Origin of the sequence: Nocardia sp. NPDC056000, assembly GCF_042269265.1 — a bacterium.
Lineage (GTDB): Bacteria > Actinomycetota > Actinomycetes > Mycobacteriales > Mycobacteriaceae > Nocardia.
Genome location: NZ_JBHJXS010000008.1, coordinates 131,312 through 157,729 on the forward strand (window position 1 = coordinate 131,312; position 26,418 = coordinate 157,729).

Here is a 26,418-nt window from a genome sequence, read left to right on the forward strand (position 1 = left end):
AAACGCCCCGCTTCGATATCGAAGCGGGGCGTGAATTGTCTTGTGCTGCTTACGCGGCGGGGTCGGACTGCATCGTGTAGACCCAGCCCGGGCCCAGGCCCGGGATGTCCTGCTGGGCGAGGTTGATCCAGCCCAGGTCGTCCTGCTGCTTGCAGTCGTAGTACGCCACGTCCTGGCCGTTGCCGCGGCAGGCGATGGTCCGGGTGGTGCCGTAGGGGCTGACGATGATCAGCTTGCCGCTGTCCTTGGCGCTGAGCACGTTCAGATCGTTGTACGGCACGAAGTTGGCGGTGACATCCGAGAACTTGGCGGGATCGGTGTTATCGGCACCGGCGTGCGGCGCGAGGGTGAGAACAACACCGGCGGCCAGCGCGGCGACGGTGAGCGATTTCTTGATCATGGGCAGGATGTCTAACACGTTTCGGTGAATCAGCAGTAGCGAGCCGATGTCGCGCGCACTTCCCATCGCTCACATTCCGAGGTCACGACGCCGGTAGATCTTCGAAACACCTTTCCGCGCAGCCTGATTCGAATGCCGTCCGAGATTCGGGCCGGTTCACCCGCTGTACACCTGTCGCGGTTGCCACACCTGTAACGCGGCCCAGCGGACGCCGCCTCGCGAACGCCCGCTGTAACCGCTGTCACTTCCGGGTCAGCTGCCCGCGCTGCCGGTCAATCCGCCGAGCAGGCCGCCGAGGGCCTTGTTCGCGCTGCCGGAGCTGCCGCCGGGGGTGCCCGGATTGCCGCCGCCGGGCGTGCCCGGGTTGGCCGGATCGGTGACGGTCACGGCGATGGTCTTGGTGCTGCCGCCCTGGGAGGCGGTGAGCAGATGCTGCCCCGGGGTGGTGGGCTTCCAGGTGATGCTGGAGAAGCCGACCGGCCACGGCACCTTGGGACCGCTCAGGTCATTGCCGTTGTCGGTCCAGTAGACGAGCAGGCCGATGCCCGCGCCGCTGAGATTCGCGGTGAGCGTGTACTCGGTGTTGATGGTGTGCGGATCGCTGCCGGACACGGTGATCGAGTCCACGGTCGCGCTCGCCTGGGGTGCGGCCAGGACGATGATCGCGGCGGCGGTGGCGAGACCGGCGACGCCGCTGCCGAGTCGCCGGGACATGCTGTTCATGCTGGTGGTTCCGTTCACTTGCCGTTGCCGGTGGTGCCGCTGCTGCCGCTGCCGAGCGGTCCGGCGGGTCCGAAACCGCTGCCGGAGCTGGAGCTGCCCGAGCCTAACGGCTTATCGGCCACCGTGACGGTCGTGGATTGGGTGCTGCCGCCCTGTTCGACGGTGATGATGTGCTGGCCCTTGGTGGACGGCTTCCAGGTGATGCTGGAGTGCCCGACCGGCCACGGCACCTTGGGGCTGCCGATGAACTGCCCGTTATCGCTGAAGTACACGAGCAGGCCGATGGACGCGCCGCTGAGGGTCGCCGAAATGGTGTATTCGGTGTCGACCTGGAAGTTCGAGCCTTCGACGGTGACGGTGTCGACCGCCGCGCAGGCCGTTGGCGCCGCGATGACGGCCGCCGCGGCGATGGCGGCGAAGCCGGTGATCCCCGCACCCGCTCGGCGGGCGGTGATCCTCGGTGGTGCGATGCGCATGGGTGTATCTCCTTCCGGTGAGTGAAATGTAGCTATTTCGCAATACTCGAGCAAGCGTCCGCTTGGTTTCGGTGGGCGTGCCGGATCCCGGGGATTTCCGCCACGCCCACCTCCACCGGCCCGCACTGCCCGCGCGCCGCGCCCGGGACTAGGAGCTGCCGAGCAATCCGCCGAGCAACTTGCCCGCACTGCCGGAACCGAGACTGCCGGTGCCGCTACCGCTGCTGCCGCCACCCGGGGTGGTGGTCGCCGGGGGAGTGGTGGTCGGCGGCGTCGTGGGCGGCGTCGTCGGCGGGGTGGTCGGGGGAGTGGTCGGCGGGGTGGTGGTCGATCCGCTGGACACGTTCACCACGACCGATTTGGTGCTGCCGCCCTGCGACGCGGTCAGGATGTGCTGTCCGGGCGTGGTCGGCGTCCAGTCGATGGAGGCGTGCCCCACCGGCCACGGCACCTTCGCGCCGCTGAAGTCATTGCCGTTATCGCTCCAGTACACGAGCAGGCCGATGCTCGCACCGCTCAGATCGGCGCTGAGCGTGTAGGTGTTGCCCACCCGGAAGTCCGACCCGGCGATGCTGACGGTGTCCACGGTGGCCTGGGCGGTCGGGGACATCGCGACGACGACGGCCGCACCCGCGGCCACGGTCAGCCCGGCGATGCCCGCGCCGAGCGTGCGGCGAGAGTTGTTACTGCGCATGGTTTCTCCTGTGCATGCCTGGGGATGGATCCGCGCCCCAGGGGATTTCGAAAGGTTCGGTGTCAGAGACCGAACGGGAGCAGGCCGTTCGAGCTGCCGGTGCCGCCGCCATTGGGCTTGGTGGTGGTCGTCGGCGGAGCCGTGGTCGTCACCGGAGGTTCGGTGGTCGGCGGCGTCGTCGTCGGCGGGACCGTGGTGGTCGGGGGGACCGTGGTGGTCGGCGGCTCGGTCGTCGGCGGCACCGTGGTGGGCGGTGTCGTCGTGGTCGGCGGCACCGTCGTGGTGGGCGGTTCGGTGGTGGGCGGCACCGTGGTCGTGGGCGGGACCGTGGTGGTCGGGGGCACCGTCGTGGTGGGCGGCTCGGTCGTCGGCGGCACCGTGGTGGTCGGGGGGACCGTGGTGGTCGGCGGCACGGTGGTGGTCGGGGTGGACCCGTCCGTCACGGTCACCGAGAGCGATTTGGTGCTGCTGCCCTGTGATGCCGTGATCACATGCTGCCCAACGGTTTTCGGCGTCCAGTCCAGGCTGGCGTGCCCCACCGGCCAGGGCACCTTGCCGGCCGGGGTGAGGTTGGTGCCGTTATCGCTCCAGTAGATGAGCAGGCCGATGGAGGCGCCGCCGAGATCGGCGTTGAGGGTGTAGGTGTTGCCGACCTTCAGGTCCAGGCTCGACACGCTGATCGAGTTGACCGCGGCGTTGGCCGCAGGGGCGTCGGGCGCCGCGAGGACGGCGATGACGCCCGTCGCGACGGCGAGTCCGGCCAGGCCCGCGCCGAGGACGCGCCGGTTGGGCGGGGTGTTGCTCATGTGCTTCTCCTGTGCTGCGACCCACAGGATGTGGGTCCGTCGCACAGTAGGTGAGCAGTGAAGTGAAAATAGGTACTTTCAGAAAGTTACCCGCGAGTTCTGTTAACCCCGTTTAGTGGCCGTGGCCTTCTTCGACCCGGTCGCGGGCTTGGCCGCCGCGCTCCCCGCGCCGACCGTTTTATCCGCCTTCGCGGCGGCCGCGCGCACGCTTTCGGCCGCCTTATCGGCGATGGCGGCCTCGTCCGCGGCCTTTTGCTCGGCGATAACCGTGGCCGGATGCACCGCCACGATCCCCAGTCCCTGCCGCCGCCGGCAGTGCTGTGCCAACTCGTCGTAGGCGGGCTGGCCGAGCAGTTCGATCAACTCGGGCGCGTACGCCTGCCACACCGGCCGGGTGCCGACATGCGCGTCCGGAGATCCGGTGCAGTACCAATTCAGATCCAACCCGCCCGGCCCCCAGCCGCGCCGGTCGTACTCGCCGATGACCGTCCGCAGGATCTCCACCCCGTCCGGCCGGTCCACCCAGTCCTGGGTGCGGCGAATCGGCAGCTGCCAGCACACCTCCGGCTTGACCGTGAGCGGCTCCAGACCCTCGCGCAGCGCCATGGTGTGCAGCGCGCAGCCGATGCCCTTGTCGAACCCGGGACGGTTGAGGAAGATGCACGCGCCGTCCACCCGCCGGGTGCGCAGCGCGGGCTCGTCGTCGAGATCGTCCTCTTCCAGATACAGCTTCTTGCGGACCTTGCCCTTGTCGTCCTGGGCCATCGGCATCAGCTGCCAATCCTCGAGTGTGAGCATTTTCACAGCCCGGGCCAGCTTCTTGCCATCCTCCTCATCGGAGAGGAACGCGCCGTGCGAACAGCAGCCGTCATCCTCGCGCCCGGCGATGATGCCCTGGCATGCCGGAGTGCCGAAAACGCACGTCCAGCGCGACAATAGCCAGGTCATATCGGCGGCAATCAAATGCTCGTCATTAGCTGGGTCGACGAACTCGATCCACTCACGCGGGAAGTCGAGCTCTACTTCGGGAGCCGGGTCGATCTTCGCCGCTGGTCGCAGCCCGGTCGGGCCACTCGCGGATGCACCTGCCGTCACACCGCGGAACGCTAACAGCTCAGTCGCCTGGCCTGAAGTCGTGACGCACCCAGTACCGTGTTCTTGTGCGGCTAGGTGTACTCGATGTGGGAAGTAATACCGTCCACCTGCTGGTGGTGGACGCGCATCGCGGTGGCCACCCGATGCCTATGAGCTCTACGAAGGCCACGTTGCGGCTATCGGAGAGCCTGGACGACCAGGGTCGGATCACGCCCGCGGGAGCCGCCAGGCTCACCGCGACAGTGGCCGAATTCTCAAGTATCGCAAAGACTTCCGGGTGCGCGGAGTTGATGGCCTTCGCCACATCCGCAGTCCGCGAGGCGGCGAATTCGGAAGAGGTGCTGGCCCGGGTGCGCTCGGAGACCGGGGTCAATCTCCAGGTCTTGACGGGATCGGAGGAGGCCCGCCACACCTTCCTGGCGGTGCGCCGCTGGTACGGCTGGAGCGCGGGGCGAATCCTCAATCTGGATATCGGCGGCGGCTCGCTCGAAATGAGCAATGGCGCGGATGAGCAACCCGATGTCGCTCTCTCGTTGCAGCTGGGCGCCGGGCGACTCACCCGGGATTGGCTGCGGCACGATCCGCCGGGCAAGCGCCGGGTGGCGGTGCTGCGCGATTGGCTCGATGCCGAGCTGGTGCTGCCGTCCAAACAGCTGCTGGAGGTCGGCCGCCCGGATCTGGCGGTGGGCACGTCCAAAACGTTCCGTTCGCTGGCCAGATTGACCGGCGCCGCCCCCTCTGCCGCGGGTCCGCGGGTGCGGCGTACCCTCACGAGTTCCGGCCTGCGGCAACTGATTGCGTTCATATCGAGAATGACAGCCGCGGACCGGGCAGAATTGGAAGGCGTGAGTTCCGATCGGTCACAGCAATTGGTGGCCGGCGCGCTGGTCGCGGAGGCGAGTATGCGGGCATTGTCACTGGATACGCTGGAAATCTGTCCCTGGGCACTGCGTGAGGGATTGATCCTGCGAAAACTTGATACCGACCTGGGTAGCGAACCGATAACTGGCGGACCGAACGGTGGCCAGCCGGGCACGATCGAAACGGTGTCTCGATGACCGAGGATATAAGTCAACTGTCCGTAGCCGAGCTCCTGGCGCGCAACGGGCAGGGCGCGGCGCCCAATGCGGGCGGCGGGCGCAGACGTCGGAGTGGGCGCGGCATTTCGGTCGCGGATCTGACCGGCGATATGCCTGTGGTGCGGAATGGTTCGTCCTCGCACGCGGCATCGGATGAAGGGGACGACGCGCCCGAGGGTGCCGCGGCAGCTCCCACGGCCCAACCTAATTCGGGCGAATCGGACTATTCAAACTATTCGAATTATTCTGACTACTCGAACTTTCCGGAGTACTCGGACTTTTCCTATAGCTCGCCCACCCCGCAGGCCGACTTCCCGGACTACTCCGGGTACACCGCCCCCGCCGATCCAGAGCCCGCCTACTCCCCGCTCTCCGGCCCCATCTCGTACTACGACCCGCTCGCCGCCCCCGAACCCCCTTCGCTACCCGAGCCGTCCGGCTACCAATGGTCGGGCGGCTCCGACCTTTCCAACGGCCACGCCGCCCCGGAACAGCCCCGCTCGGGCCGTCGCCGCAAGCCCGACCCGCTCGATGCCGACGTATCGCTGGCCGAGCTCGAGGACCCGTCCGCCGCACCGCGCCCGGAGGGCGGCCGACGCCGCCGCTTCGATCCCGAGGACGACACCACCGACGAGGTGCGCCCCTTCCGCGGTGGCCGCTCCGACGGCGCGCCCGCCGGAAACGACAGCGCCATGGGCGCATTGGACAGCGCGGGCCGCGCCCGCCAATTCGACGCCGCCCCCGCCTGGTCGCCGGAACCGCGCACCCCGGGCTTCGATCCCGCGGCCGCGTCGCTCGCTCCGCCTCCCACGCAGGCCGCTCCCGCCGCCCCGCCGCTGTCCCGTTCGGCCCGCCGCCATGCCGAGGCGCAGCGCGCGGCCGAGGCCGAACGCCAGAGCGCCCCGCCCGCCCGGCCCGAACCGCAGCAGTGGCAGCAACCGGAACCGCAGCCGTGGCAGCAGGATCCGCGGCGGCAGCCGGAGCCGTGGCAGAACGGCGCGCGCCGCCCCGAGGCCGACTGGCAGCAGGACGCACCGCGCCAGCCGCAGCCGCCGCAGCCGCAGTCCTGGCAGGAGCCGGAGCAGTGGCATGACGACGAACCGCCCGCCCCGCCCCGGGACGATCGCCGCAACGGCCGAGCCGGACAGGACGCGGGCCGCAACGGTCGCGGCGGCCGCGATGCCGGTCGTGCTGCGGCCGAATCCGGTCGCGGGTCGCTGCCCGCGTGGTCGGCGCGAAGACGTGGGGACGGCGTGCCCGCCCCGCAGCCCGATCCGCGCGATCAGGCCGCCATTCCGACCACGGCCTGGACCTCCCCGGATCAGGATCAGCAGCTGGTGTCCGGCGGTACGGTTGCCGGGGATCTGCTGCACAATGCGCTCGAGCGGGAAGATCAACGCGCGGAACAGGATTCGCGGCGCGGCGGCAAACGGCGCGCCGCCGGTTCGCGCCGTCGCGGTCACCATGACGACCATCCGGATCCGGATGAGCATCTGACCGATGTCTACTCCCCGCTCGACGATGACGACGACTACGACGACGATGACGATTACGACGACGAGCCGCGTACCTCGGTGGCCGAGCGCTTCTCGGCGCTCACCTCGAAGTTCACCGCGCGCGCCGGATCGCTCACCGCCGGAAGGAAATCCGCGTCGCCGCGGGCGGCCGGAGCGCGGCTCGCCACCGAGGACGAGAACCGCCGTCAGTGGCTGGTGCTCGGCGGGCAGAGTCTGGGCGCGGCGGTCGCGGGCATGTTGCTGTTCAAGGGTTTCGAGCGCATGTGGGAAATGCTCCCGTGGGTTGCCCTGGCGCTGGCGATGATCGTGATCCTCGGTTTGGTCGCGCTCGTTCGTGTGTTGCGGCGCACCGATGACATTTTCAGCACTGTGATTGCCGTCGTCGTAGGCGTCTTTGTGACGCTGGGACCGCTAGCCTTTCTACTCAGTACGAACTGAGCAGGGAGCGGGCAGTGGGGCATAACGCGCAGGGGGCGAACGACAATCGAGCGGGGCGAAGGGAAGTCCGGATCGGACTTTCCAGCGCCTCGGTCTATCCGGAGAACACCGAGGCGGCCTTCCGGTACGCGGCCGAACTCGGTTACGACGGTGTGGAATTGATGGTGTGGGCGGAACCGGCCAGCCAGAGCATCTCCACCGTCCAATCGTTCTCGCACAAATACGACATTCCGGTGCTGGCGGTGCACGCGCCGTGTCTGCTGATCTCGCAACGGGTCTGGGGGTCGGACCCGATCGCGAAGCTCACCCGCAGCGTGCACACCGCCGAGGCGCTGGGCGCGGCCACCGTGGTGGTGCATCCGCCGTTCCGCTGGCAGCGCCGCTACGCCGAGGGTTTCGCCGCGCAGGTGGCCGAGCTGGAGAACTCCAGTCCGGTCGCGGTGGCGGTGGAGAACATGTTCCCGATGCGGGTGGACACCCTCTTCGGGCGCGGTGACACCTCGATCAAACGGCTGGAGCGGCGCGGCGGTCCCGGACCGTCCATCACCACCTTCAGCCCGTCCTACGATCCGACCGATACCGGTTTCCGGCATTACACGCTGGACAGTTCGCACACCGCGACGGCCGGAATGGATCCGCTGCTGCTGGCCGATCGCATGGGCCGGGGCCTGACCCATCTGCATCTGGCCGACGGCCGCGGCGCGGCCACCGACGAGCACCTGATCCCCGGCGAGGGTACCCAGCCGGTGGCCGAACTCTGTGAACTGGTGCTGGCCAACGGTTTCGAGGGTCAGGCGGTGATCGAGGTCAATACCCAGATGGCCCGCACCACCATGGATCGCGCCGCCATGTTGAACCGCGCGCTGGTTTTCGCGCGTAGGCATCTGAACGGCATCGCGCCGACGCCGGAAGCCGCGCTCGCGCCGCGGCCCGAGCCCACCGGTGTCAGTCGCGGCTGATCCGGCCCGGTGCGCTCCGGACCCGCCAGTGATTCCCGCCACGGGACGGTGAGTTAGCCGGTCGGTCGCTTGTACGCTGTACAAACCGACAGTGGAGAGGACTAGCGGATGACATCGGAGTTGACCGTCGATCTGGAACCGGCGACCCGCGCCGACGCGCCCTTCAGCCGCGTCTGCGCGGTGACCGAACTCCCCTCGGACGATCCGGGCGTCGGCCGCTACGCCGGTGTCATCGAATCGATCTGGACCATCGGCAAGAAGCTGCACGGCGGCACCATGGTCGCGGGCAGCGCCGCGGCCGCCACCGAATGGCTGCGCCGCACCGCCCCCGAGCGCGCCGAGATGTTCCCCATCGCCGCCAGCTCCGATTTCCTCGGCGCACCCGATCCGGGCGCGGTGGAATACGAGGTCCGCACCCGCAAGATCGGCCGCCAGATCTGCCTCATCGACGCGAGCCTGATCCAGAATGGCCGCACCCTCGTGCACACGGCCTTCACATTCAGCCACCTCGACGATGACGCGGCCCCGGTCTACTCCGCCGACCATGCGCAGGACATGCCCGCCGAACCCGGCGACTCGGCCCTGAGCTACGACGACGAGAACCCGATGGGCAAGCTTGTCCATGTGGCGCAAGGCTCTTCGGTCGCCATCGACACCGAGTGGGCGCGCTTCCTCTCCGGTGAAACCTCGGAACCTCGTCTGCGCCTGTGGATTCGCCCCTTCGAGGGCGATGAGCGGGATCCGGATGTGGCCGCCTTCTTCGCCCTGATGGCCGCCGATATGTCCCCGCCGGTTCCCATGAACCTCGGCCATTTCGGCTGGGCCCCAACGGTTCAGATCACCACCTACCTGCGCCGCCGCCCGGCGCCGGGCTGGTTGCGCGTCATCGCGAGCGCCCGCGAAGTCGGCGGCCGCATGTTCGACGAGGATCAACTCGTGATCGATTCCACCGGCGCGATCATCGCCCAAAGTCGCCAATTGGCCTTGATTCCACAATCGCGATAGCGGAATTCATCCGCTGTAATGCTCGAACCCCGCGGTTTCGAATGCGATGCCGCACGCATTAGCCTTGATTTCCATGACAAGAGTTGCGGTGATCGGCGGAGGCCGGATCGGGGAGGCGCTGCTGGCCGGGCTCCTCGAATCCGGGCGGGCGAGCAAGGATCTGGTGGTGGTCGAGTCGGTTCCGGCGCGCGCGGAGTTGCTGGCGCAGCGTTTCGGAATCCGGGTTACCGATGTGGTGGCCGAGGCCGCCGTCGGCGCCGATCTGATCGTGATCGCCGTGAAGCCGCAGGATGTGGACGGCGTGGTCACCGAGCTGGCCAAGGCCGAACTGGGTGAGTCGGTGACCGAGCCGGTGATCGTCTCGCTGGCCGCGGGTGTGCCGACCATCAAGTACGAGGCCAAACTGCCCGCCGGTTTCCCGGTGGTGCGGGTGATGGCCAATACCCCGATGCTGGTGGGCCAGGGCATGAGCGCCATCGCGCCGGGCCGCTACGCCCGCAAGGAGCAGCTGGCGCTGGTCACCGAGGTGCTGGAGTCGGTCGGCAAGGTGGTGACCGTCTCCGAGGCGCAGATGGACGCGGTGACCGCGGTCTCGGGTTCGGGTCCGGCGTACTTCTTCCTGATCGTCGAGGCCATGATCGACGCCTCGGTGGGCCTGGGCCTGACCCGCGATGTGGCGACCCAGCTGGTGGTGCAGACCATGCTCGGCTCGGCCGCGCTGCTGGAGGAGTCCGAGCAGAGTGCGGTGGAGTTGCGCGCGGCCGTCACCTCGCCCGCCGGGACCACCGCCGCGGGTTTGCGGGAGTTGGAGCGGGCTTCGGTGCGTTCGGCCTTCCACGAGGCGCTCAATGCCGCGAAACGCCGTTCCGCCGAACTCGGTGCGAGTGCTGATTAGGCTTACTTCCCAGTAGCTCGTTTGCTGCCGGGCCCCGACTCGCCACAGCAAAGGCTGATTTCTCACACCCGTCGCAGCAATCCCACTGGTCCCGCTAAGCTTCAAGGAGCACGTGCGTGTCTGTTCCGCCGGTGGGGAAGCCGGCGGCGCGGACGTGCCGGAGGTCAGTGGCGCAATGATGTCTGGAAACAGCCAAGCGAGGTCCGCGAACACCCCAGTCAGCGCAGCCAGCGGAAACATTCTCGGCGGAGGAACGCAGTTCCTCACCGTCGCCGAGGTGGCGAGTCTGATGCGGGTATCGAAAATGACCGTGTACCGATTGGTGCACTCCGGAGAGCTGCCCGCGGTGCGGGTCGGCCGATCTTTCCGGGTGCACGCGAAAGCGGTGCACGACTACCTGGAGACGTCCTACTTCGACGCGGGGTGAACCCGCGCTAGTGGTGGCGTAGAGCGGAACGAGCGGGCGGTGCGGTTCTCCGCACCCACCCGTTTCGTTCGCTCGTCGGTGGCCCGGTAACATGAACCGGCATCCTGTACGTGCCGGTGGTGCCGTCGGGTCCATGTCGGCCCGTTACGGGTAGGACTTGTACAGGGTTGAAAGTGTGCTCCCCGCGAAGGTGGGGGTGACCCGAGAGAACGCGAGGAACAACCCTATGGGTTCTGTGATCAAGAAGCGCCGTAAGCGCATGTCGAAGAAGAAGCACCGCAAGCTGCTTCGTCGTACGCGCGTGCAGCGCAGGAAACTCGGCAAGTAAGCGCTACGTCGTAGCTGGAGCCCGTCACCTCAGGTGGCGGGCTTCCGCTTTTTTTACGGTGACAGAACTCATCGTTAGATCCTGGTTAATACCCTTCGGAGAGCCCTGGTCGCGCGGTTACCCTTGGAGCGCGGGAAAACTAGAAATGGGGGCTTGCGAGTGGGATCCGGTGCGACAGGTGCGGGCACCCGGGACGGTTCGGCGCCCAAGATCGTAATGGTGACCGGCGCCAGCCGGTTCTTCGGCGGCAATGTGGTGGCCAGGCTGGCGGCCGACCCTGCCATCGAACGCATTATCGCGGTCGACGCCAAACAGCCGAGCCGGGAGTTGCTGCGCCGCATGGGCCGGGCCGAATTCGTGCGCGCCGATATTCGAAATCCGTTGATACGCAAGGTGATCGACGGAAATCAAGTGGACACGGTGGTGCATCCCGCGGCACTCTCGCGCCCGCCGGCCGGTGGGGGCCGGGCGGCGATGAAGGATATGAATGTGCTGGGCGCCATGCAGTTGTTCGCGGTGTGCCGCAAGGCAGCCGGCGTGCGCCGCGTGGTGGTGCGGTCCTCGTCCGCCGTTTACGGGTGCAGCGCAAAGGATCCGGTGAAATTCACCGAGGAAATGAGCGCGCGCACGCCACCGCGCGGCTGGTTCGCGCGGGATATGGTCGAGGTGGAGGGATTCGTGCGCGGTTTGGCGCGGCGCCGTCCCGATATCTGCACCGCGATATTGCGTTTCCCGCCGATCGTGGGACCGCAGTTGGCGAATCGCGGTGTGCAGTATTTCCGTTCGCCGGTGACGCCCACCATTCTGGGGCGGGATCCGCGCATGCAACTGCTGCATGAGGAGGACGCGATCGCCTCGCTCACCCATGCCGCGCTCGAGGCTCCCGGCGGCACCTTCAATGTCGCGGGTGATGGTGCGATGGCTCTGTCGCAGGCGATTCGCCGGGCGGGCCGCATCGAAATGCCGGTGCCCTACAGCATGTTTCGCACCATCGGCCGCACCCTGATGGGTCCGGTCATGCGGGAGTTCACCGCAGAGCAAATCGACTATTTCCATTTCGGCTGTGGCCTGGACACCACCAGGATGCGCAGCGAACTCGGTTTCGAACCGCGCTGGACAACGGTGCAGGCTTTCGACGACTTCATAGGGGGCGCAGCGTTGCGGCCCGTGATCGATCCTCGCTGGATCGACGCCGCAGAGAACAAACTTCTCGGCCTGCTCGGGGCCGGGACGGGAGCACACCAATGAGTGATGTAGCGAAGGTGATTCGACTTCACGACGTGGATATCGAGGCGCGGCATCGTCCGTCGCGCGTCTGGCCGGGGGAACCGGCCCTCAAACCGGTCACCTCGCTGACCGATCGGCTCGCCGAAACCGAAGCGCGCCAGCCCAAATCATTGAGCGAGACGATTCGGGGGGCGGTGGCCGAGGGGGTCGGCCGCACCGCCGATTTCGCGCGCCGCCGTTTGACCGGTGACTATCAGGTCGACGAATTCGGTTTGGACGAGCACCTTTTGGAGACGGTGATCCTGCCGCTGCTGCGTCCGCTCGCGGAACTGTGGTTCCGGGTGGAAGTCAGCGGGATCGAGAATATTCCGGAGGCGGGCGGCGCGCTGATCGTCGCCAATCACGCCGGCACCTTCCCGATCGACGGCATGATGCTGCAACTGGCGGTGCACGACAAGCATCCCAAACAGCGCGCCCTGCGGCTGCTGGCCGCGGATCTGATTTTCGAATTGCCGATCGTCGGCGGTATGGCGCGCAAGGCCGGGCATACCCTGGCCTGCCCCGCGGACGCCGAAAGGCTTTTGCGCGCGGGCGAAGTCGCGGGAGTTTTCCCGGAGGGTTACAAGGGCATCGGCAAGCCGTTCGGCGACCGGTACAAGTTGCAGCGTTTCGGCCGTGGCGGTTTCGTCGCGGCGGCGGTGCGCACCGGTGTGCCGATCATTCCGTGCTCGATCGTCGGTTCGGAGGAGATCTACCCGAAGATCGCCGATCTGAAGCCGCTCGCGCGCCTGCTCGGCATCCCGTATTTCCCGGTGACGCCGACATTCCCGCATCTGGGCCCGCTGGGCGCGATTCCGTTCCCGTCGAAGTGGTACATCGAATTCGGTGAGCCGATTCCGACGAGCGAATACGAACCGTCCGATGCCGATGATCCGATGACCATGTTCGAGATCACCGATCAGGTGCGCGAAACCATTCAGGGCACGCTGTACAAGAATCTGACCAAGCGCCGTAATCCGTTCACCGGATAGCGATTTCGCACGGCGGCGACAAACGAATCGGCCCGGTCCACCTGGACCGGGCCGATTGTCGTTGCTGCGCCGCTGATTTCGCTCAGCTGGCCTTCGCCTCGCGTTTGCGGGAGATCACCGCGGCGGCCGCGCCACCGGCCGCGCCGAGCGCGAGCGCGGTGGGCACGCCGACCTTGGCGGCCTTGCGGCCGGTGCGGAAATCGCGAATCTCCCAGCCGCGGTTCTTCGCGACCTCGCGGAGGTCCGCGTCCGGATTGATCGCCACCGCGGTGCCGACCAGCGAGAGCATGGGAACGTCATTGTGGCTGTCCGAGTAGGCCGTACAGCGTTTGAGGTTCAATCCCTCCCGGATGGCGAGCGTGCGCACCGCGTGCGCCTTGCCCAGCCCGTGCAGGATGTCCCCGACCAGACGGCCGGTGAACACCCCGTCGTGGCTCTCGGCCACGGTGCCGAGCGCACCGGTGAGCCCTAGTCGCTTCGCGATGACCTGCGCCAACTCCACCGGCGTCGCCGTCACCAGCCACACCTGCTGTCCGGCGTCCAGGTGCATCTGGGCGAGCGCGCGGGTGCCGGGCCAGATCTTGTCGGCGATGATCTCGTCGTAGATCTCCTCGCCGAGCGCGGCGAGTTCGGCGGTGGGGCGGCCGGCGATGAACTCCAGCGCGCGCTCCTTACCGCTGCTCATATCGGCGCTGTTCTCTTTGCCGGTGACCCGGAATTTCACCTGTTTCCAGGCGATATCGACCAGGTCGGAGGTCTTGAAGTATTTGCGGGCGGCCAGCCCGCGGGCGAAGTGCACGATGGACGCGCCCTGCACCATGGTGTTGTCCACATCGAAGAACGCGGCCGCGGTCAGGTCGCGCGGGATCGCGGGACGCGGCTCGTCGTAGAGGGCCAATTCGGCGTCGTGCAGCGCGAGCGCGGCATCGGCGCTGGCCTCACCGGCCAGATTGGCGCGGACCTCTTCCTCGCTGGGACCGAATGGGCTGCGGGTGATTCTGGTGAACTGGTCCTGTAGACCCTGTCCCCAGCGGGCCGGGAATTCCCCGAATCGGCCCGCGATCAATCCCGACCGCGAGTCCTTCGAACCCGTTCCGGCCTCTTTCGATCGTTCCGGCACCAGTACCTCCGCCTGTTAGCGCGAACAAGTCCACAGTAACGCCCACCGGTGACCACAACGTAGACGGCGAACAACATGACGGGTGTTGAATGTTCAGCATGAGCGTTTCCACGCATTCGGTGACCCTGTTGACCCGCAATGGCTGCGGTCTGTGCTCGGTCGCGCTGGAGCAATTGCGGCCCATCTGCGCCGATTTCGGTGTCGAGATCGCGCTGGTGGATGTGGACGAGGCCGCGGCCACCGATCCGGGCCTGCGCGCGGAATACGGCGATCGGCTGCCGGTGGTGCTGCTCAACGGCCGTGAGCACAGCTATTTCGATGTGGACGAGCCGCGCTTACGCGCCGATCTGGCGCGCTGAAACAGCGGGTCGTCCGGTTCGGTCCCCACCGGTCCCGACGCCACCCCGTAACCGGGCGTTCGAGTGTTCGATTCCCGGCGCGTTGCATGGCGGGTTCCCGTTTCGCGGGGTTGAATGATCCCGGGGCAGGAGGCCCCCCGCAAAGTGACTGAATTCACCGACTTTGTGCAGGGCTTCACAAGCGGTTACGGTGGTGGCACGCAACCCCGCCTTCAGCGGAAGCGACCCCGAACCCCTGACTCGACCTCGTCTGTTATGACCGCCCCGTTGACGGTCACCGGCGTCGGGTCGACAAAAGAACCCGGACACTCACCCCCGGCCGGACGAGGAGCGCAAGCGACGTGACAGAGCAGCATGAGACGCCACCGAGTGGTGTCTCCGGCAGGGCTCTGCAGAAGGACATCCCGCAGGCCACAGTGGCGCGTCTCGCCACTTATCTGCGGGTGCTCGCCGTACTCGCCGACGATGCTGTTGCCATCGTATCGAGTGAGGAACTGGCTGTCGCGGCGGGTGTCGGTTCCGCCAAATTGCGCAAGGATCTTTCCTTCCTCGGACCCAACGGCGTACGCGGTGTCGGGTACGACGTGATCAAGCTGCGCGACCGCATCGAAGACGTGCTCGGGCTCTCCGAGGGTCATCGGGTGGTGCTGGTCGGCGCGGGTCATCTGGGCCGGGCGCTGGTCGGCTACGGCGGTTTCCGGCGGCGCGGTTTCGCCATGGTCGGGCTGTTCGACAACGATCCCGCGGTGATCGGCACCCAGGTGTGCGGATTACCGGTGCGCGATGTGGCCGAATTGACCGGTGCGGTGGCCGAACTGGAGCCGACCATAGCGGTCATCACCACCCCGGACGCCGCCGCGCAGGGCGTATGCGACCTGCTGGTCGCCGCCGGGGTGTTGTGCATTCTGAGCTTTTCGCCCGTCGCATTGGACGCGCCGCCGCACGTAGAGGTGCGGCGGGTTGATCTCGCGGTGGAGATGCAGCTGCTCTCCTTCGAGCTGGCCCGCAATGCGGAGGCCGAACGGGAGCCGGTAGCCGCGGTGGGCGATTCGGTGGGCGTGATCTACACGCCGGAGGCAACCAGCAAGGGAGCGGTGGTCCAGCCATGAGTGTGCTTCTCGTCGGGATCTCACATCGCAGCGCGCCGGTGGCGGTGCTCGAGAAGATCGCGATCACCGAGCACGATCGACCCAAGCTGACCGAGTTGATGCTGGCCTCCAGCCACGTCTCCGAAGCCATGATCGTCTCCACCTGCAATCGCGTCGAGATCTACGCCGTGGTCGACGCCTTCCACCCCGCCCTCGGCGAGATCAGCGAATTGCTGACCAAGCATTCCGGGCTGCCACTGCCCGAACTCACCAAGCACGCCTACGTCCGCTACGCCGAGGCCGCCGCCGAACACCTGTTCGCGGTGGCCTCCGGACTGGATTCGATGGTGGTGGGCGAGCAGCAGGTGCTCAGCCAGATTCGCGCCGCCTACGCGGCCTCGGATTCCCAGCAGGCCGCCGGGCGCACCCTGCACGAGCTGGCGCAGCATTCGCTGCGGGTCGGCAAGCGGGTGCATTCGGAGACCGGGATCGATCGCGCGGGCGCGTCGGTGGTCTCGGTGGCGCTGGACCGGGCGCGGCTGGTGCTGGGCCCGCTGGAGGGTCGCACCGCGCTGGTGCTCGGTGCGGGCGCCATGGGCGGACTCGCGGTGGCGCAGCTGGCCCGGGCCGGGGTCGCGCGCATCATCGTGGTGAACCGGACGCTGGAACGTGCTGAGCGCCTTGCCAATACGGCCACCACCATGCACGGCGTCGCCGCCGAGGCAATGGATATGGATCGGCTCGTGGACGCGATGGCGGCCGCCGAAGTGGTGGTCACCTGTACCGGCGCGGTGGGCACCGTGATGACCATCGCCGATGTGCACCTGGCGCTTTCGGCCCCGGGCGCGAGCGAGCAGCTGGTCATCTGCGATCTGGGCCTGCCGCGCGATGTGGACCATGCCGTCGCCGGATTGCCCGGCGTCACCGTCATCGATATCGAGACGCTGCAGCGCGATCCGTCTGCGGGCGCGGCCGCCGACGACACCGCCGCCGCACGCGCCATCGTGGCCGCCGAACTCACCAAATACCTTGCCGGACAGCGCATGGCCGAGGTCACCCCGACCGTGGCCGCGCTGCGGCAGATGGCCGCCGATGTGGTCGAGGGCGAGCTATTGCGCCTGGATTCGCGACTACCCGGGCTCGACGCCGCACATCGCGAGGAAGTGGCGCGCACCGTGCGCCGCGTTGTCGACAAACTGCTGCACGCGCCGACGGTGCGGGTCAAGCAGCTGGCTTCCACACCCGGCGGCGACAGTTACGCCGAGGCGCTGCGGGAGCTGTTCGAACTCAAACCCGGTGCGGCGCAGGCGGTTGCGGCTCCGATGGAGATCGCCACCCCCGCCGGGGCGCTGGCCGATGATTTCACCGCCGCCCACTCGGGGGACGAACAGGGGCTGACCGCATGACCGGAGCGATGGTGCAGGACACACAGACAGGGCGGGAAGCCGTGCCGGACACATTGCGTGGAACCGTGGACGCGCCGTGGCGCATCGGTACCCGAGGCTCGCTGCTGGCCCTGACCCAGGCCGGGCATGTGCGCGACGCGCTCGTCGCGGCCGGGCAGCAGGCCGAACTGGTGATCGTCAAGACCGCCGGGGATCAGTCCTCCGCGCCGGTGCAGACCATCGGCGTCGGTGTCTTCACCGCCGCGCTGCGCGACGAATTGGCCTTGGGCACAGTCGATATCGCGGTGCACTCGTACAAGGATCTGCCGACCGCGCAGGATCCGCGCTTCGATATCGCGGCCATTCCGCCGCGCCAGGATCCGCGCGACGCCCTGGTGGCGCGCGACGGCCTGGTGCTGGGCGAGCTGCCCGCCGGTTCGAAGATCGGCACCTCCGCCCCGCGCCGCGCCTCGCAGCTGCTGGCGCTGGGCCTCGGGGTCGAGATCGTGCCGCTGCGCGGCAATCTCGACACCAGAATCTCCAAAGTCGCCAATGGTGAACTCGATGCCGTCGTGGTGGCCCGGGCCGGGCTGGCCCGCATCAACCGGCTCGATGTCGTGACCGAATCGCTGGAGCCGGTGCAGATGCTGCCCGCTCCCGCGCAGGGCGCGCTCGCTGTCGAATGCCGCAGCGAGGACACCGAACTCGTGACCATCCTGTCCGCCCTCGACGATGCCGGCACCCGTGCCGCCATCACCGCGGAGCGGGCGCTGCTGGCCGAACTGGAGGCGGGTTGCACCGCCCCGATCGGCGCGCTGGCCGAGGTCGTCGAATCCCTCGACGATGACGGCCGGGTGGTGGATGAACTGTCGCTGCGCGGATGTGTGGCGGCGATCGATGGCTCGGACACCATCCGGGCCTCTGTGGTCGGCTCGCTCGCGGACGCCGCGGAACTGGGCCGTGCACTGGCGCGTGAGCTCTTGGAGCTGGGGGCGCGCGACCTGCTCAGTGACCCCGGGGACAGCACACCGGTGGCCGAGCAATCCGACGACAGCAGCAGCAATCCCAGCCCAATGGAGAACATTCGATGAGCCGAGCGACGAAGAAGCACCCGGGTCGGATCCTTTTCGTTGGATCCGGGCCCGGTGATCCTGCGCTGCTCACCGTGCGTGCCCGCGAGGTGCTCGCCCGGGCCGAGCTTGCATTCACCGATCCCGATGTCGACAAGGGCGTGCTCGCCCTGATCGGCATCGCGGGCGAACCGGGCCCCGACGGGCAGCTGCCCGTCGATGTGCGCCCGGCGCTGGGTGATGCCGCCGAGGTCGCCAAGACGCTGATCGCCGAGGCCCGCAACGGTTTCGACGTGGTGCGCCTGGTGTCCGGCGATCCGCTGACCACCGATTCGGTGATCCAGGAGGTCAACGCCGTCACCCGCTCGCACCTGATGTTCGAGGTGCTGCCGGGCCTGTCGGCCGGAACCACGGTGCCCGCGTACGCGGGCATCGAATTGGGCTCCAGCCACACCGAGGTGGATGTGCGCGGTGAGGTGGACTGGGCGGCCGTCGCGGCGGCGCCCGGCCCGCTGGTGCTGCACGCCACCTCCGGGCATCTGGCCGAGACCGCCAGCGCGCTGGTGGAACACGGTATGGCCCCGCAGACCCCGGTGGCGGTGACCGTGCGCGGCACCACCCGGCAGCAGCGCACCATCGACGCCACCCTGGCCACGCTGAACAACGCCGCCTCGGAAATGGTCGGCCCGCTGGTCGTCACGGTCGGCAAAGAGGTCGAGAAGCGCGCCAAGACCTCCTGGTGGGAGTCGCGGGCGCTGTACGGCTGGACCGTGCTCGTCCCGCGCACCAAGGAGCAGGCGGGCGAGATGAGCGAGAAGCTCGTCATGCACGGCGCGATCCCGATGGAAGTTCCGACCATCGCGGTGGAGCCGCCGCGCAGCCCGGCGCAGATGGAGCGCGCGGTCAAGGGTCTGGTCGACGGCCGCTACCAGTGGGTGGTCTTCACCTCCACCAACGCGGTGCGCGCGGTGTGGGAGAAGTTCGGCGAATTCGGTTTGGACGCACGGGCTTTCTCCGGTGTGAAGATCGCCTGCGTCGGCGAGGCCACCGCGGAGAAGGTGCGCTCGTTCGGCATCAACCCGGAGCTGATCCCGAGCGGGGAGCAGTCCTCCGAGGGCCTGCTGGCCGATTTCCCGCCCTACGACGATGTTTTCGACCCGGTGAACCGGGTGCTGCTGCCGCGCGCGGATATCGCCACCGAGACGCTCGCCGAGGGTTTGCGCGACCGCGGCTGGGAGATCGACGATGTCACCGCGTACCGCACCGTGCGCGCGTCTCCGCCGCCCGCGGAGACCCGCGAGATGATCAAGACCGGCGGGTTCGACGCGGTGCTGTTCACCTCGTCCTCCACCGTCCGCAATCTGGTCGGTATCGCCGGTAAGCCGCACGCGCGCACCATCGTGGCCTGCATCGGTCCCAAGACCGCCGAGACGGCGATCGAATTCGGGCTGCGCGTGGATGTGCAGCCGGAGATCGCCCAGGTCGGCCCGCTGGTCGAGGCGCTCGCCGAGCATGCCGCGCATCTGCGCGCCGAGGGTCTGCTGCCGCCGCCGCGCAAGAAGAGCCGCCGCAGCCGCTAGCGAATTCGGCAGTCGCCGAAGCGTTCGCAGTCTCGGAACCGAGCCCCGCATCCACCGATGCGGGGCTCGGTCATTTCCGCGCGGTCTGTTCGCGGGCTTGTTCGTGGGACGTGGAATCCACTGCCCAAGAAAGTATCGGCATTTCACCTTCGCGTCCTCCCGCTAACGTTCAGCATCGAGTTCGAAACAGACAAAAAGGATGCGTTTTCGTGAAGCGAATGATTGTGAACACGGTTGCCGCGGTTGCCCTTTCGAGCGGTCTGCTCGCGGCCGGAACGGGTGCCGCGCTCGCCGCGCCGTCGGGCCTGCCCCTGGAACCGGCGCAGGATGTGGCCGGACCGCTCGACCCGTTCTTCGGCAGCGGCTCCGCCTCCGGTTCCGCACTGCTGCTCAAGTGCCTGACCAATGGTTCCTCGGTGATGCCGGGAGACCCGATGGGCTTCCCGGGCATGTGCGTCTGACAGCGGTATAGCCGTCAGGCTTCCCGATCACCCCCGGTGCGAAATCGCTCCCGGTTCGCGAAATCCAGGGTTCGGCAGGTCCTCTCGTCATGACGACGAGAGGACCTGTTCTTTTCACCCCGAAATCAGCGCTGGGCCTGCATCATGCGGCGCACCATGCGGCAGGTCGCATTCGAAGGCCAGTGCACGCCAACGGTTTCCGCGGTTTCGCGGATCTTGTCGTTGGTGGCGACATCGGCGCTGAAGGCGCCGGAATCCAATAGCGCGATGGCCAGACGCATGGCCTTGAGCCGCCGATTGTGCTGGATGTACCACGAGCGCGGCCGGCCCGCGGGCAGCGGCTGTTTGAACAGCGGCCGCCAGGTGTGATCGATCACGTCCCCCTTCTTGGGTACCGCTGCCTCATCGGACATGTTTGTCTTGCTGGACATGTTGGGTACGGCTGCAAGCACGACCAATCCTCCCGTCGCGATCAGAGTTCGAGGCGAGAAATCCCGCCGCGATCTCTTCGAACACATCTTCGATTCTACTCGCGACCACCGACAAAGTCTGCTGCTCACAATGCTTTCCGGGCCGTCCGCGACGCGGTGCGGGCCACTCGCGACGGGCATACGGGACGGGCATATCATCGCCGTATGACCGGAATGGACCGCCCACGGCGGTTGCGCCGTACCCCAGCTCTACGTCGCCTCGTGGCCGAAACCACCCTGCAGCCACGGCAATTGGTGCTCCCCATGTTCGTCGCCGACGGGCTCGACGAACCGCGTGAGATCTCCTCCATGCCGGGCGTCTACCAGCATTCGATGGATTCGCTGCGCAAGGCCGCGGTCGAGGCCGTCGCCGCCGGGGTGGGCGGGCTCATGCTGTTCGGGGTGCCGCGCCCCGAGGACAAGGACGCGGACGGATCGCAGGCCAGCGATCCCGAGGGCATTCTCAATCGCGGACTGCGCGCACTCGTGCACGAGGTCGGCGGATCCACGGTCGTCATGGCCGACACCTGCCTGGACGAATTCACCGATCACGGGCACTGCGGCGTCATCGGCAAGGACGGCGGCGTCGACAATGACGCCACGCTGCGCCGCTACGTGGATATGGCCATCGCGCAGGCCGAGACCGGCGCGGATCTGCTCGGCACCAGCGGCATGATGGACGGTCAGGTCGGCGCGATCCGCGAGGGTCTGGACGCCGCCGGGCACACCGATACCGCGATCCTGGCCTACGCCGCCAAGTACGCCTCGGCGTTCTACGGTCCGTTCCGGGAGGCGGTGGGTTCCTCGCTGGAGGGCGATCGCCGCACCTATCAGCAGGATCCGGCGAACCGGCGCGAGGCCATCCGCGAACTTGAGCTGGATCTGCTGGAGGGCGCGGATATCGTCATGGTGAAGCCCGCCATGTCGTATCTGGATATCCTGCGCGATGTCGCCGACCGTTCCACGGTGCCGGTGGCGGCGTATCAGATCTCCGGCGAGTACGCGATGATCACCGCGGCCGCGCAGAACGGCTGGATCGATCGGCGGGCCGCGATTCTGGAGTCGCTGTTGGGTATTCGGCGCGCGGGGGCGGATATGGTGCTGACCTACTGGGCCACCGAAGCCGCGCACTGGCTTGTCTGAACAGGCTCTGCCCACGGTGAATCCGATGATCCCCCCGACCGGCGCGCGCCCGGTGCCCGAGGACGTGCGCACCTCCGCTCAACTCTGGTGCGCTGCGCTGGCGGTCGGCGTGGTGCAGGCGATCGCGGTGCTGCTTGCGCAGCTGGGGCAGCGAGGTGAGTTGGCGCAGAAGCTGTTCGAGCAGGAGCAGGGTTCGCGCCAGCCGGTGACGCTGGCGGCCGCGCAGGTGCAGGTGCTGGTGGGTCTGGTACTGATCACGCTGCTGTGGCTGGTGCTCACGGGTGCGGGCACGGCCGTGGTCTTCCAGCTGTGGCGCGGAAAGAATTGGGCGCGAGCGATTCTCACCGGATACGGGTTGTTCCTGATCCTGGGCGCGGTGCTGGTGATGTTCGGGGTGAACACGCAGACCGGGACGGCGGGCGTGATCGCGGGCGGTGCTTCGATCGTGCAGGCGGTGCTGGCGGGCGGGGCCGTATTCCTTTGCTACCGAATCGAATCGGAGCCGTACTTCCGGCCCGGACCGCGGTGAGTACTGCGGAGTTTGTTACCGGCGTACTACCGGGTATGGTGAGGGCTGTCACAGAGAGTTCGGGAACCGGAAGTCGCTCGTCATGCGTTGTGCCATGGTGCGTTCGGCTCCGGAGAGGCGGAGGCAACGATGCGAGTGGTTATTCAGCAACCACACAGCCTTCGGCGCGATGTGCTGGGGTTGAGTCTGCTTTTCCTGTTCGGACTGCTCACCCTCGCCGTGCTGCTGATTCCCAGCCTGCTGGCCTGAGCACACCGCTCGCAGTGTGCCGTTCGTCCGTTTCGCGCGGTCCGGCTAGGTTCTACCTATGAGTGACCCCGTCGCGAACGTGCTGTTCTCCGAGCCCGGTGCGCGCTATCGCACCATTGCCTACGGTCCCGTGCTGTGTGGAATCGTGCTGGCGCTGGAGGTCATTCGCGGCGGCGAGGCGCACTGGTTCGGATTGATCTTCTGCGGGCTGCTGCTGGCCGGTTTCGTCTGGTTGCAGGTAATCGCCGGAAAACGGCATATCAGCGTCGAACTCACCCCCGACACGCTGCGCGAGGGCACCGAAACGCTGCCGCTGCGCAACATTGCCGAAGTGTTGCCCGAGATCGATGAAGAGTCCTGGGATGATGAGGACTGGGAGTCGGCGCGCGCACTCGGGGAACTCACCGGGGTGCCGCGGCGGCGCAAGGGCATCGGACTGAAACTGCGCGACGGCAGCCTGGTGCAGGCGTGGGCGCGCGATCACCACACGCTGCGCGCGGAATTGACCGCGGCGGTGGCGGCGCTCGACGGAACCGCGGCACCCGCGGCCGAGAGCGCGGTGGCCGACGCCGGACCGGCCGAGGGCGACGAGGAGAAGGAGGCGCGGTGATGCGGTGGCTCGCCGTGCTCGCCGAATTCGTGGTCGCCGCGGTGCTCGCCGCCGCGGCGGTGTGGTGCTGGCGCAATGGCATTCACACCACGTGGTTCAAACCGTCGGGGGATGTGCCCGGTTTCTCCGCGACCCGGTATTCGGGTCCGTGGCTGGCCGGAGCGGCGGCGCTGGTGATCATCGCCGGACTCGTCGGCATCGATCTGGTGGCGCGGGCGCTGCATCCGACACGCCGCGCGCAGGTGCGCGAAGAGCACTGATTACCGGTGTTCCGGGGGAGTGCGGGCGGAGAATGGAAGCCATGACGCTGATGCCTACACCCGCGTTCTCCTGGCAAGACCTACTGCCGGTCCAATTGAACTGCCTGCTCAGCACGGGCTTCGCCGCCCTCTGCCTGGGCATTCCGCTGTCGTAGCGGCGGCTGGCTCAGGCCACCGCCGCCTCCGACAGCCGAAAAGTGTTCAGCCCCAGTTCTGGTAAACATCCAGCACTCGCCCACCGCGCGATCCGGGGGCATTGACATAGATGACGACGGAGCCGTCGGGATGGTCGGCGGCTTCGGACACCACCTGCCGCAGTGAGGCGTGCACGCCGCCGGTGTCGTCCTTGTAGATCGTGGTGTCCGGCTTGAGCCCCGCACCCATTCGGCTCAGCGGTACGAACATGCTCACCACCGCGGGCACCGGCCCACCGGCCAGCCCGGCGGTCTCATCGTGGGAGAGCGCGAGCCCGATCCGTCCTTGATCGGGCTGCATGATCGGCGTCCCGGCGGCCGCCGTTCCGGCGCACGTCAGCACCCCCGCCGAAACTCCCGCTGCCACCAGTACTCCCGCACCGACACGCGCCACCCGCATACAGTTCAGCCCTCTCTCGATGTCTGATACCTGGATCGTGAGATTACGCACCAGCAACTATCCAGCGATCGATGTTGTCCCCGAACCATTCCGGCGTGTTGCCCCGATGCCACCGCATCCCCGCCAGCCGCACCGGCGCGTCGAGAGCGGTGCGAGGATCTCCGGCTATCGCGTTGCGCCGCGGTGTGGTGCGCGGGCTCGGGGTCGGGTGCGCTGGGGCTGAGCTTCTTGCGGATGCGAGCGGCGGCCCGGGATGCGAAGATGTCGGGTTGGGCTGTGGGACAGCGCACTCTCCTACACCCTGTCGTCGACGGGGATGCGACGGCTGAGAGACTGGGGGACGTGAGTTCTTCTCCGCGTGTGAGCCAGGCGTCGGTGCCGGTCTCAGCCCAGCTTTTCGAACGCGCCGCGGCGGTCATTCCGGGTGGCGTGAATTCGCCGGTGCGGGCCTTCAATTCGGTGGGCGGGACGCCGCGGTTCATCGCATCCGCGAGCGGCTACACGCTGACCGATGCCGACGGCAACGACTACATCGACCTGGTGTGTTCGTGGGGCCCGATGATTCTCGGGCACGCGCACCCCGAGGTCGTCGAGGCCGTGCGGCGCGCCGCCGTCGGCGGGCTGTCGTTCGGTGCGCCGACCGAGGCGGAGATTCTGCTGGCCGAGGCCATCGCGGCGCGGGTGGAACCCGTCGAGCGGGTGCGGCTGGTGAACTCCGGTACCGAGGCCACCATGAGCGCGGTCCGGCTGGCGCGCGGTTTCACCGGGCGCTCCAAGATCATCAAGTTCAGCGGTTGCTATCACGGGCATGTGGACGCGCTGCTCGCCGACGCCGGATCGGGCGTCGCGACGCTGGGCCTGCCGACCTCGCCGGGCGTCACCGGTGCGCAGGCGGCCGACACCATCGTGCTGCCGTACAACGATCTCGAGGCCGTGGCCGCGGCGTTCGCCGCCAATCCCGGGCAGATCGCGTGCGTGATCACCGAGGCCGCCGCGGGCAATATGGGCGCGGTCGCACCGCTGCCCGGTTTCAACGCGGGGCTGCGCAAGCTCACGCAGGACAATGGCGCGCTGCTCATCATGGATGAGGTCATGACCGGATTCCGGGTGAGCGCGGCCGGTTGGTACGGACTCGAGGGTGTGGCGGGCGACCTCTACACCTTCGGCAAGGTGATGAGCGGCGGTCTGCCCGCCGCGGCGTTCGGTGGTCGCGCCGAGATCATGAATCATCTGGCCCCGCTCGGCCCGGTCTATCAGGCGGGCACGCTGTCGGGTAATCCGGTCGCGGTGGCGGCGGGTCTGGCCACACTGCGCGCCGCCGATGCCGAGGTGTACGCCGCGCTGGATCGCAATTCGAAGCGGCTCGGCACCCTGCTCGGTGATGCGCTCGCGGCCGAAGGCGTCCGGCATCAGGTGCAATTCGCAGGCAATATGGTGAGCGTGTTCTTCGCCGACACCCCGGTCACCGACTATGCCGCCGCCAAGGCGGCCGAGACCTGGCGTTTCCCCGCCTTCTTCCATGCCCTGCTCGCGGCGGGCGTGTACGCGCCCCCGAGCGCCTTCGAGGCCTGGTTCGTCTCCGCGGCACTCGACGAGGACGCATTCGATCGCATCGCCGCCGCCCTCCCCGCCGCCGCGCGTGCCGCGGCCGCCGCCACCCCCGAAGGATCCGCCGCGTGACCTCCCAGCCCGAGACCGGTCTACCCGCCCCGGCCCCCGTCCCCCTCACCCCCGCCGAGGCCTCCCGCCTGCTGGACTCCATCCGCCAGGCCGAAGACGAACTCGCCGAAACCGGCGAGAACATCGCGGTCTCCCCGGCCGAATCCGCAACGCCCGCAGCCGAATCCGCAACGCCCGCAGCCGAATCCACAGCACCTGTGGCTGAGGCTGCTGCGGCCGGGAACGCCGCGCCTGCCGCCGCCAAATCGAAGAAGGCGCCGCGCAGGAAGAAGACTGCCGCTCCGAAGCCCGATGCCGAGTCGCCGGTCGCGTCCGAGACCGAGGCCGTTGACGTGGTCGACGAAAATCCCGATGTCGCGGGTGCAGCGGTGAGCGCGGAGCAGGAGGCGTCGCCCGCCGATCTCGCGGCGATCGTCGCCGAGTGGAATGCCGCGTCGGCCGCCGATGCCAGCCGGTCCGCCGCTGCCGTCGCCGCCGCGGTGGAGGACGCCGATCGGGCCGACGCGGGTGCCGCCGCGGTGGATTTCTTCGCCGACGCGGTGTCGATCGGTGAGCCTGCCAAGGCCGATGTGGTTTCGGCCGGTCTTGATACGCCCGCCACCGGTTTCGCCGCTGTTGTCGAGGTGGCGGCGGATGAACCGTCCGCTGCCGATGCGCACACCGATGCGGATGATGCCGTGACCGAGCCCTCGGGCGTGACGGAGACTTCGACCGCAGTCG

The 26,418-nt window shown here is 67.9% G+C and carries 28 protein-coding genes and 1 pseudogene; 20 read left to right on the forward strand and 9 right to left on the reverse strand.

Annotated features, from left to right (window positions below; genetic code table 11):
- Positions 1-49: 49 nt before the first annotated feature.
- From ACFC4D_RS23920 to ACFC4D_RS23945, 6 genes and pseudogenes are all read right to left on the reverse strand, one after another.
- Positions 50-400, reverse strand: coding sequence for a hypothetical protein (locus ACFC4D_RS23920; RefSeq protein WP_364649167.1), 351 nt, complete (start codon positions 398-400; stop codon positions 50-52).
- A gap of 252 nt (positions 401-652) precedes the next feature.
- Positions 653-1,123 (reverse strand): hypothetical protein, encoded by a 471-nt coding sequence (locus ACFC4D_RS23925; RefSeq protein ID WP_364649164.1) that lies wholly within the window; start codon positions 1,121-1,123, stop codon positions 653-655.
- Positions 1,124-1,137: 14 nt separating this feature from the next.
- Positions 1,138-1,599 (reverse strand): hypothetical protein, encoded by a 462-nt coding sequence (locus tag ACFC4D_RS23930; protein ID WP_364649161.1) that lies wholly within the window; start codon positions 1,597-1,599, stop codon positions 1,138-1,140.
- Between the two features lie 148 nt (positions 1,600-1,747).
- A complete protein-coding gene (locus ACFC4D_RS23935; protein ID WP_376066704.1) occupies positions 1,748-2,293 on the reverse strand; it encodes a hypothetical protein in 546 nt (181 codons plus the stop codon).
- A gap of 62 nt (positions 2,294-2,355) precedes the next feature.
- Positions 2,356-3,099 carry a hypothetical protein gene (locus ACFC4D_RS23940; protein ID WP_376066706.1) on the reverse strand — a complete coding sequence of 248 codons (744 nt, stop codon included), beginning with the start codon at positions 3,097-3,099 and terminating at the stop codon, positions 2,356-2,358.
- Between the two features lie 249 nt (positions 3,100-3,348).
- Positions 3,349-4,140: pseudogene (locus ACFC4D_RS23945) on the reverse strand (hypothetical protein); the annotation flags it as partial.
- A gap of 119 nt (positions 4,141-4,259) precedes the next feature.
- Between ACFC4D_RS23945 and ACFC4D_RS23950 the strand changes: the two are divergent.
- The 9 genes from ACFC4D_RS23950 to ACFC4D_RS23990 all read left to right on the forward strand — a co-directional run bounded on the left by ACFC4D_RS23950 (position 4,260) and on the right by ACFC4D_RS23990 (position 13,100).
- Positions 4,260-5,252, forward strand: a complete 993-nt coding sequence (locus ACFC4D_RS23950; RefSeq protein WP_375964250.1) for a hypothetical protein — start codon at positions 4,260-4,262, stop codon at positions 5,250-5,252.
- The gene (locus ACFC4D_RS23955; protein WP_376066708.1) at positions 5,249-7,228 is read left to right on the forward strand and encodes a hypothetical protein; all 1,980 of its coding nucleotides are present in this window, start codon (positions 5,249-5,251) and stop codon (positions 7,226-7,228) included. Before ACFC4D_RS23950 ends, ACFC4D_RS23955 begins: the two co-directional genes overlap by 4 nt.
- Positions 7,229-7,242: 14 nt before the next feature.
- Complete coding sequence (locus ACFC4D_RS23960) at positions 7,243-8,187, forward strand: sugar phosphate isomerase/epimerase family protein (protein WP_375964255.1); 945 nt, start codon at positions 7,243-7,245, stop codon at positions 8,185-8,187.
- Positions 8,188-8,295: 108 nt separating this feature from the next.
- Entirely contained in the window at positions 8,296-9,192 is an 897-nt protein-coding gene (locus tag ACFC4D_RS23965; protein WP_376066710.1) for a thioesterase family protein, read from the forward strand.
- A gap of 73 nt (positions 9,193-9,265) precedes the next feature.
- Positions 9,266-10,087 carry a pyrroline-5-carboxylate reductase gene (gene proC / locus ACFC4D_RS23970; RefSeq protein WP_375964260.1) on the forward strand — a complete coding sequence of 274 codons (822 nt, stop codon included), beginning with the start codon at positions 9,266-9,268 and terminating at the stop codon, positions 10,085-10,087.
- Between the two features lie 178 nt (positions 10,088-10,265).
- A complete protein-coding gene (locus tag ACFC4D_RS23975; RefSeq protein ID WP_375964263.1) occupies positions 10,266-10,514 on the forward strand; it encodes a helix-turn-helix domain-containing protein in 249 nt (82 codons plus the stop codon).
- 226 nt (positions 10,515-10,740) lie between these two features.
- The gene (locus tag ACFC4D_RS23980) at positions 10,741-10,842 is read left to right on the forward strand and encodes a 30S ribosomal protein bS22 (protein ID WP_003402602.1); all 102 of its coding nucleotides are present in this window, start codon (positions 10,741-10,743) and stop codon (positions 10,840-10,842) included.
- A gap of 216 nt (positions 10,843-11,058) precedes the next feature.
- Positions 11,059-12,090: an NAD-dependent epimerase/dehydratase family protein gene (locus ACFC4D_RS23985; protein WP_364643011.1), complete on the forward strand. Its 1,032-nt coding sequence runs from the start codon at positions 11,059-11,061 to the stop codon at positions 12,088-12,090.
- Entirely contained in the window at positions 12,087-13,100 is a 1,014-nt protein-coding gene (locus tag ACFC4D_RS23990; protein WP_375964265.1) for a lysophospholipid acyltransferase family protein, read from the forward strand. Before ACFC4D_RS23985 ends, ACFC4D_RS23990 begins: the two co-directional genes overlap by 4 nt.
- 82 nt (positions 13,101-13,182) lie before the next feature.
- Here the strand turns inward: ACFC4D_RS23990 and ACFC4D_RS23995 are convergent, their stop codons facing one another.
- Positions 13,183-14,220 carry an HAD family hydrolase gene (locus tag ACFC4D_RS23995; RefSeq protein ID WP_375964267.1) on the reverse strand — a complete coding sequence of 346 codons (1,038 nt, stop codon included), beginning with the start codon at positions 14,218-14,220 and terminating at the stop codon, positions 13,183-13,185.
- A gap of 98 nt (positions 14,221-14,318) precedes the next feature.
- On the opposite strand from ACFC4D_RS23995, the gene ACFC4D_RS24000 reads away from it, so the two are divergent.
- The 6 genes from ACFC4D_RS24000 (at position 14,319) to ACFC4D_RS24025 (ending at position 20,163) form a co-directional block, all read left to right on the forward strand.
- Positions 14,319-14,579, forward strand: a complete 261-nt coding sequence (locus ACFC4D_RS24000) for a glutaredoxin family protein (protein ID WP_375964270.1) — start codon at positions 14,319-14,321, stop codon at positions 14,577-14,579.
- Between the two features lie 341 nt (positions 14,580-14,920).
- The gene (locus ACFC4D_RS24005; RefSeq protein WP_364642942.1) at positions 14,921-15,688 is read left to right on the forward strand and encodes a redox-sensing transcriptional repressor Rex; all 768 of its coding nucleotides are present in this window, start codon (positions 14,921-14,923) and stop codon (positions 15,686-15,688) included.
- The gene (locus tag ACFC4D_RS24010; RefSeq protein WP_375964273.1) at positions 15,685-17,073 is read left to right on the forward strand and encodes a glutamyl-tRNA reductase; all 1,389 of its coding nucleotides are present in this window, start codon (positions 15,685-15,687) and stop codon (positions 17,071-17,073) included. Before ACFC4D_RS24005 ends, ACFC4D_RS24010 begins: the two co-directional genes overlap by 4 nt.
- Positions 17,070-18,143 (forward strand): hydroxymethylbilane synthase, encoded by a 1,074-nt coding sequence (gene hemC / locus ACFC4D_RS24015; protein ID WP_375964275.1) that lies wholly within the window; start codon positions 17,070-17,072, stop codon positions 18,141-18,143. The genes ACFC4D_RS24010 and hemC overlap by 4 nt, the downstream gene beginning before the upstream one ends.
- Positions 18,140-19,702 (forward strand): bifunctional uroporphyrinogen-III C-methyltransferase/uroporphyrinogen-III synthase, encoded by a 1,563-nt coding sequence (locus tag ACFC4D_RS24020; RefSeq protein ID WP_364642936.1) that lies wholly within the window; start codon positions 18,140-18,142, stop codon positions 19,700-19,702. The genes hemC and ACFC4D_RS24020 overlap by 4 nt, the downstream gene beginning before the upstream one ends.
- Positions 19,703-19,911: 209 nt before the next feature.
- Positions 19,912-20,163: a hypothetical protein gene (locus tag ACFC4D_RS24025; RefSeq protein WP_376066712.1), complete on the forward strand. Its 252-nt coding sequence runs from the start codon at positions 19,912-19,914 to the stop codon at positions 20,161-20,163.
- 125 nt (positions 20,164-20,288) lie between these two features.
- On the opposite strand, the gene ACFC4D_RS24030 is transcribed toward ACFC4D_RS24025, so the two are convergent.
- Positions 20,289-20,594, reverse strand: coding sequence for a hypothetical protein (locus ACFC4D_RS24030; RefSeq protein ID WP_376066714.1), 306 nt, complete (start codon positions 20,592-20,594; stop codon positions 20,289-20,291).
- 204 nt (positions 20,595-20,798) lie between these two features.
- Here ACFC4D_RS24030 and hemB point away from each other — a divergent pair, with 204 nt between their 5' ends.
- The 4 genes from hemB to ACFC4D_RS24050 all read left to right on the forward strand — a co-directional run bounded on the left by hemB (position 20,799) and on the right by ACFC4D_RS24050 (position 23,424).
- A complete protein-coding gene (hemB, locus tag ACFC4D_RS24035; RefSeq protein WP_376066716.1) occupies positions 20,799-21,776 on the forward strand; it encodes a porphobilinogen synthase in 978 nt (325 codons plus the stop codon).
- A 25-nt stretch (positions 21,777-21,801) separates the two neighbouring features.
- Positions 21,802-22,305, forward strand: coding sequence for a hypothetical protein (locus ACFC4D_RS24040; RefSeq protein WP_375964288.1), 504 nt, complete (start codon positions 21,802-21,804; stop codon positions 22,303-22,305).
- Between the two features lie 307 nt (positions 22,306-22,612).
- Entirely contained in the window at positions 22,613-23,164 is a 552-nt protein-coding gene (locus ACFC4D_RS24045) for a hypothetical protein (protein ID WP_375964290.1), read from the forward strand.
- Entirely contained in the window at positions 23,164-23,424 is a 261-nt protein-coding gene (locus tag ACFC4D_RS24050; protein ID WP_376066719.1) for a hypothetical protein, read from the forward strand. Before ACFC4D_RS24045 ends, ACFC4D_RS24050 begins: the two co-directional genes overlap by 1 nt.
- A 201-nt stretch (positions 23,425-23,625) precedes the next feature.
- Here ACFC4D_RS24050 and ACFC4D_RS24055 read toward each other — a convergent pair whose 3' ends face one another.
- A complete protein-coding gene (locus ACFC4D_RS24055; protein ID WP_375964296.1) occupies positions 23,626-24,018 on the reverse strand; it encodes a hypothetical protein in 393 nt (130 codons plus the stop codon).
- Positions 24,019-24,360: 342 nt separating this feature from the next.
- Here ACFC4D_RS24055 and hemL point away from each other — a divergent pair, with 342 nt between their 5' ends.
- Positions 24,361-25,698, forward strand: coding sequence for a glutamate-1-semialdehyde 2,1-aminomutase (gene hemL / locus ACFC4D_RS24060; protein ID WP_364642921.1), 1,338 nt, complete (start codon positions 24,361-24,363; stop codon positions 25,696-25,698).
- Positions 25,699-26,418: the final 720 nt, after the last annotated feature.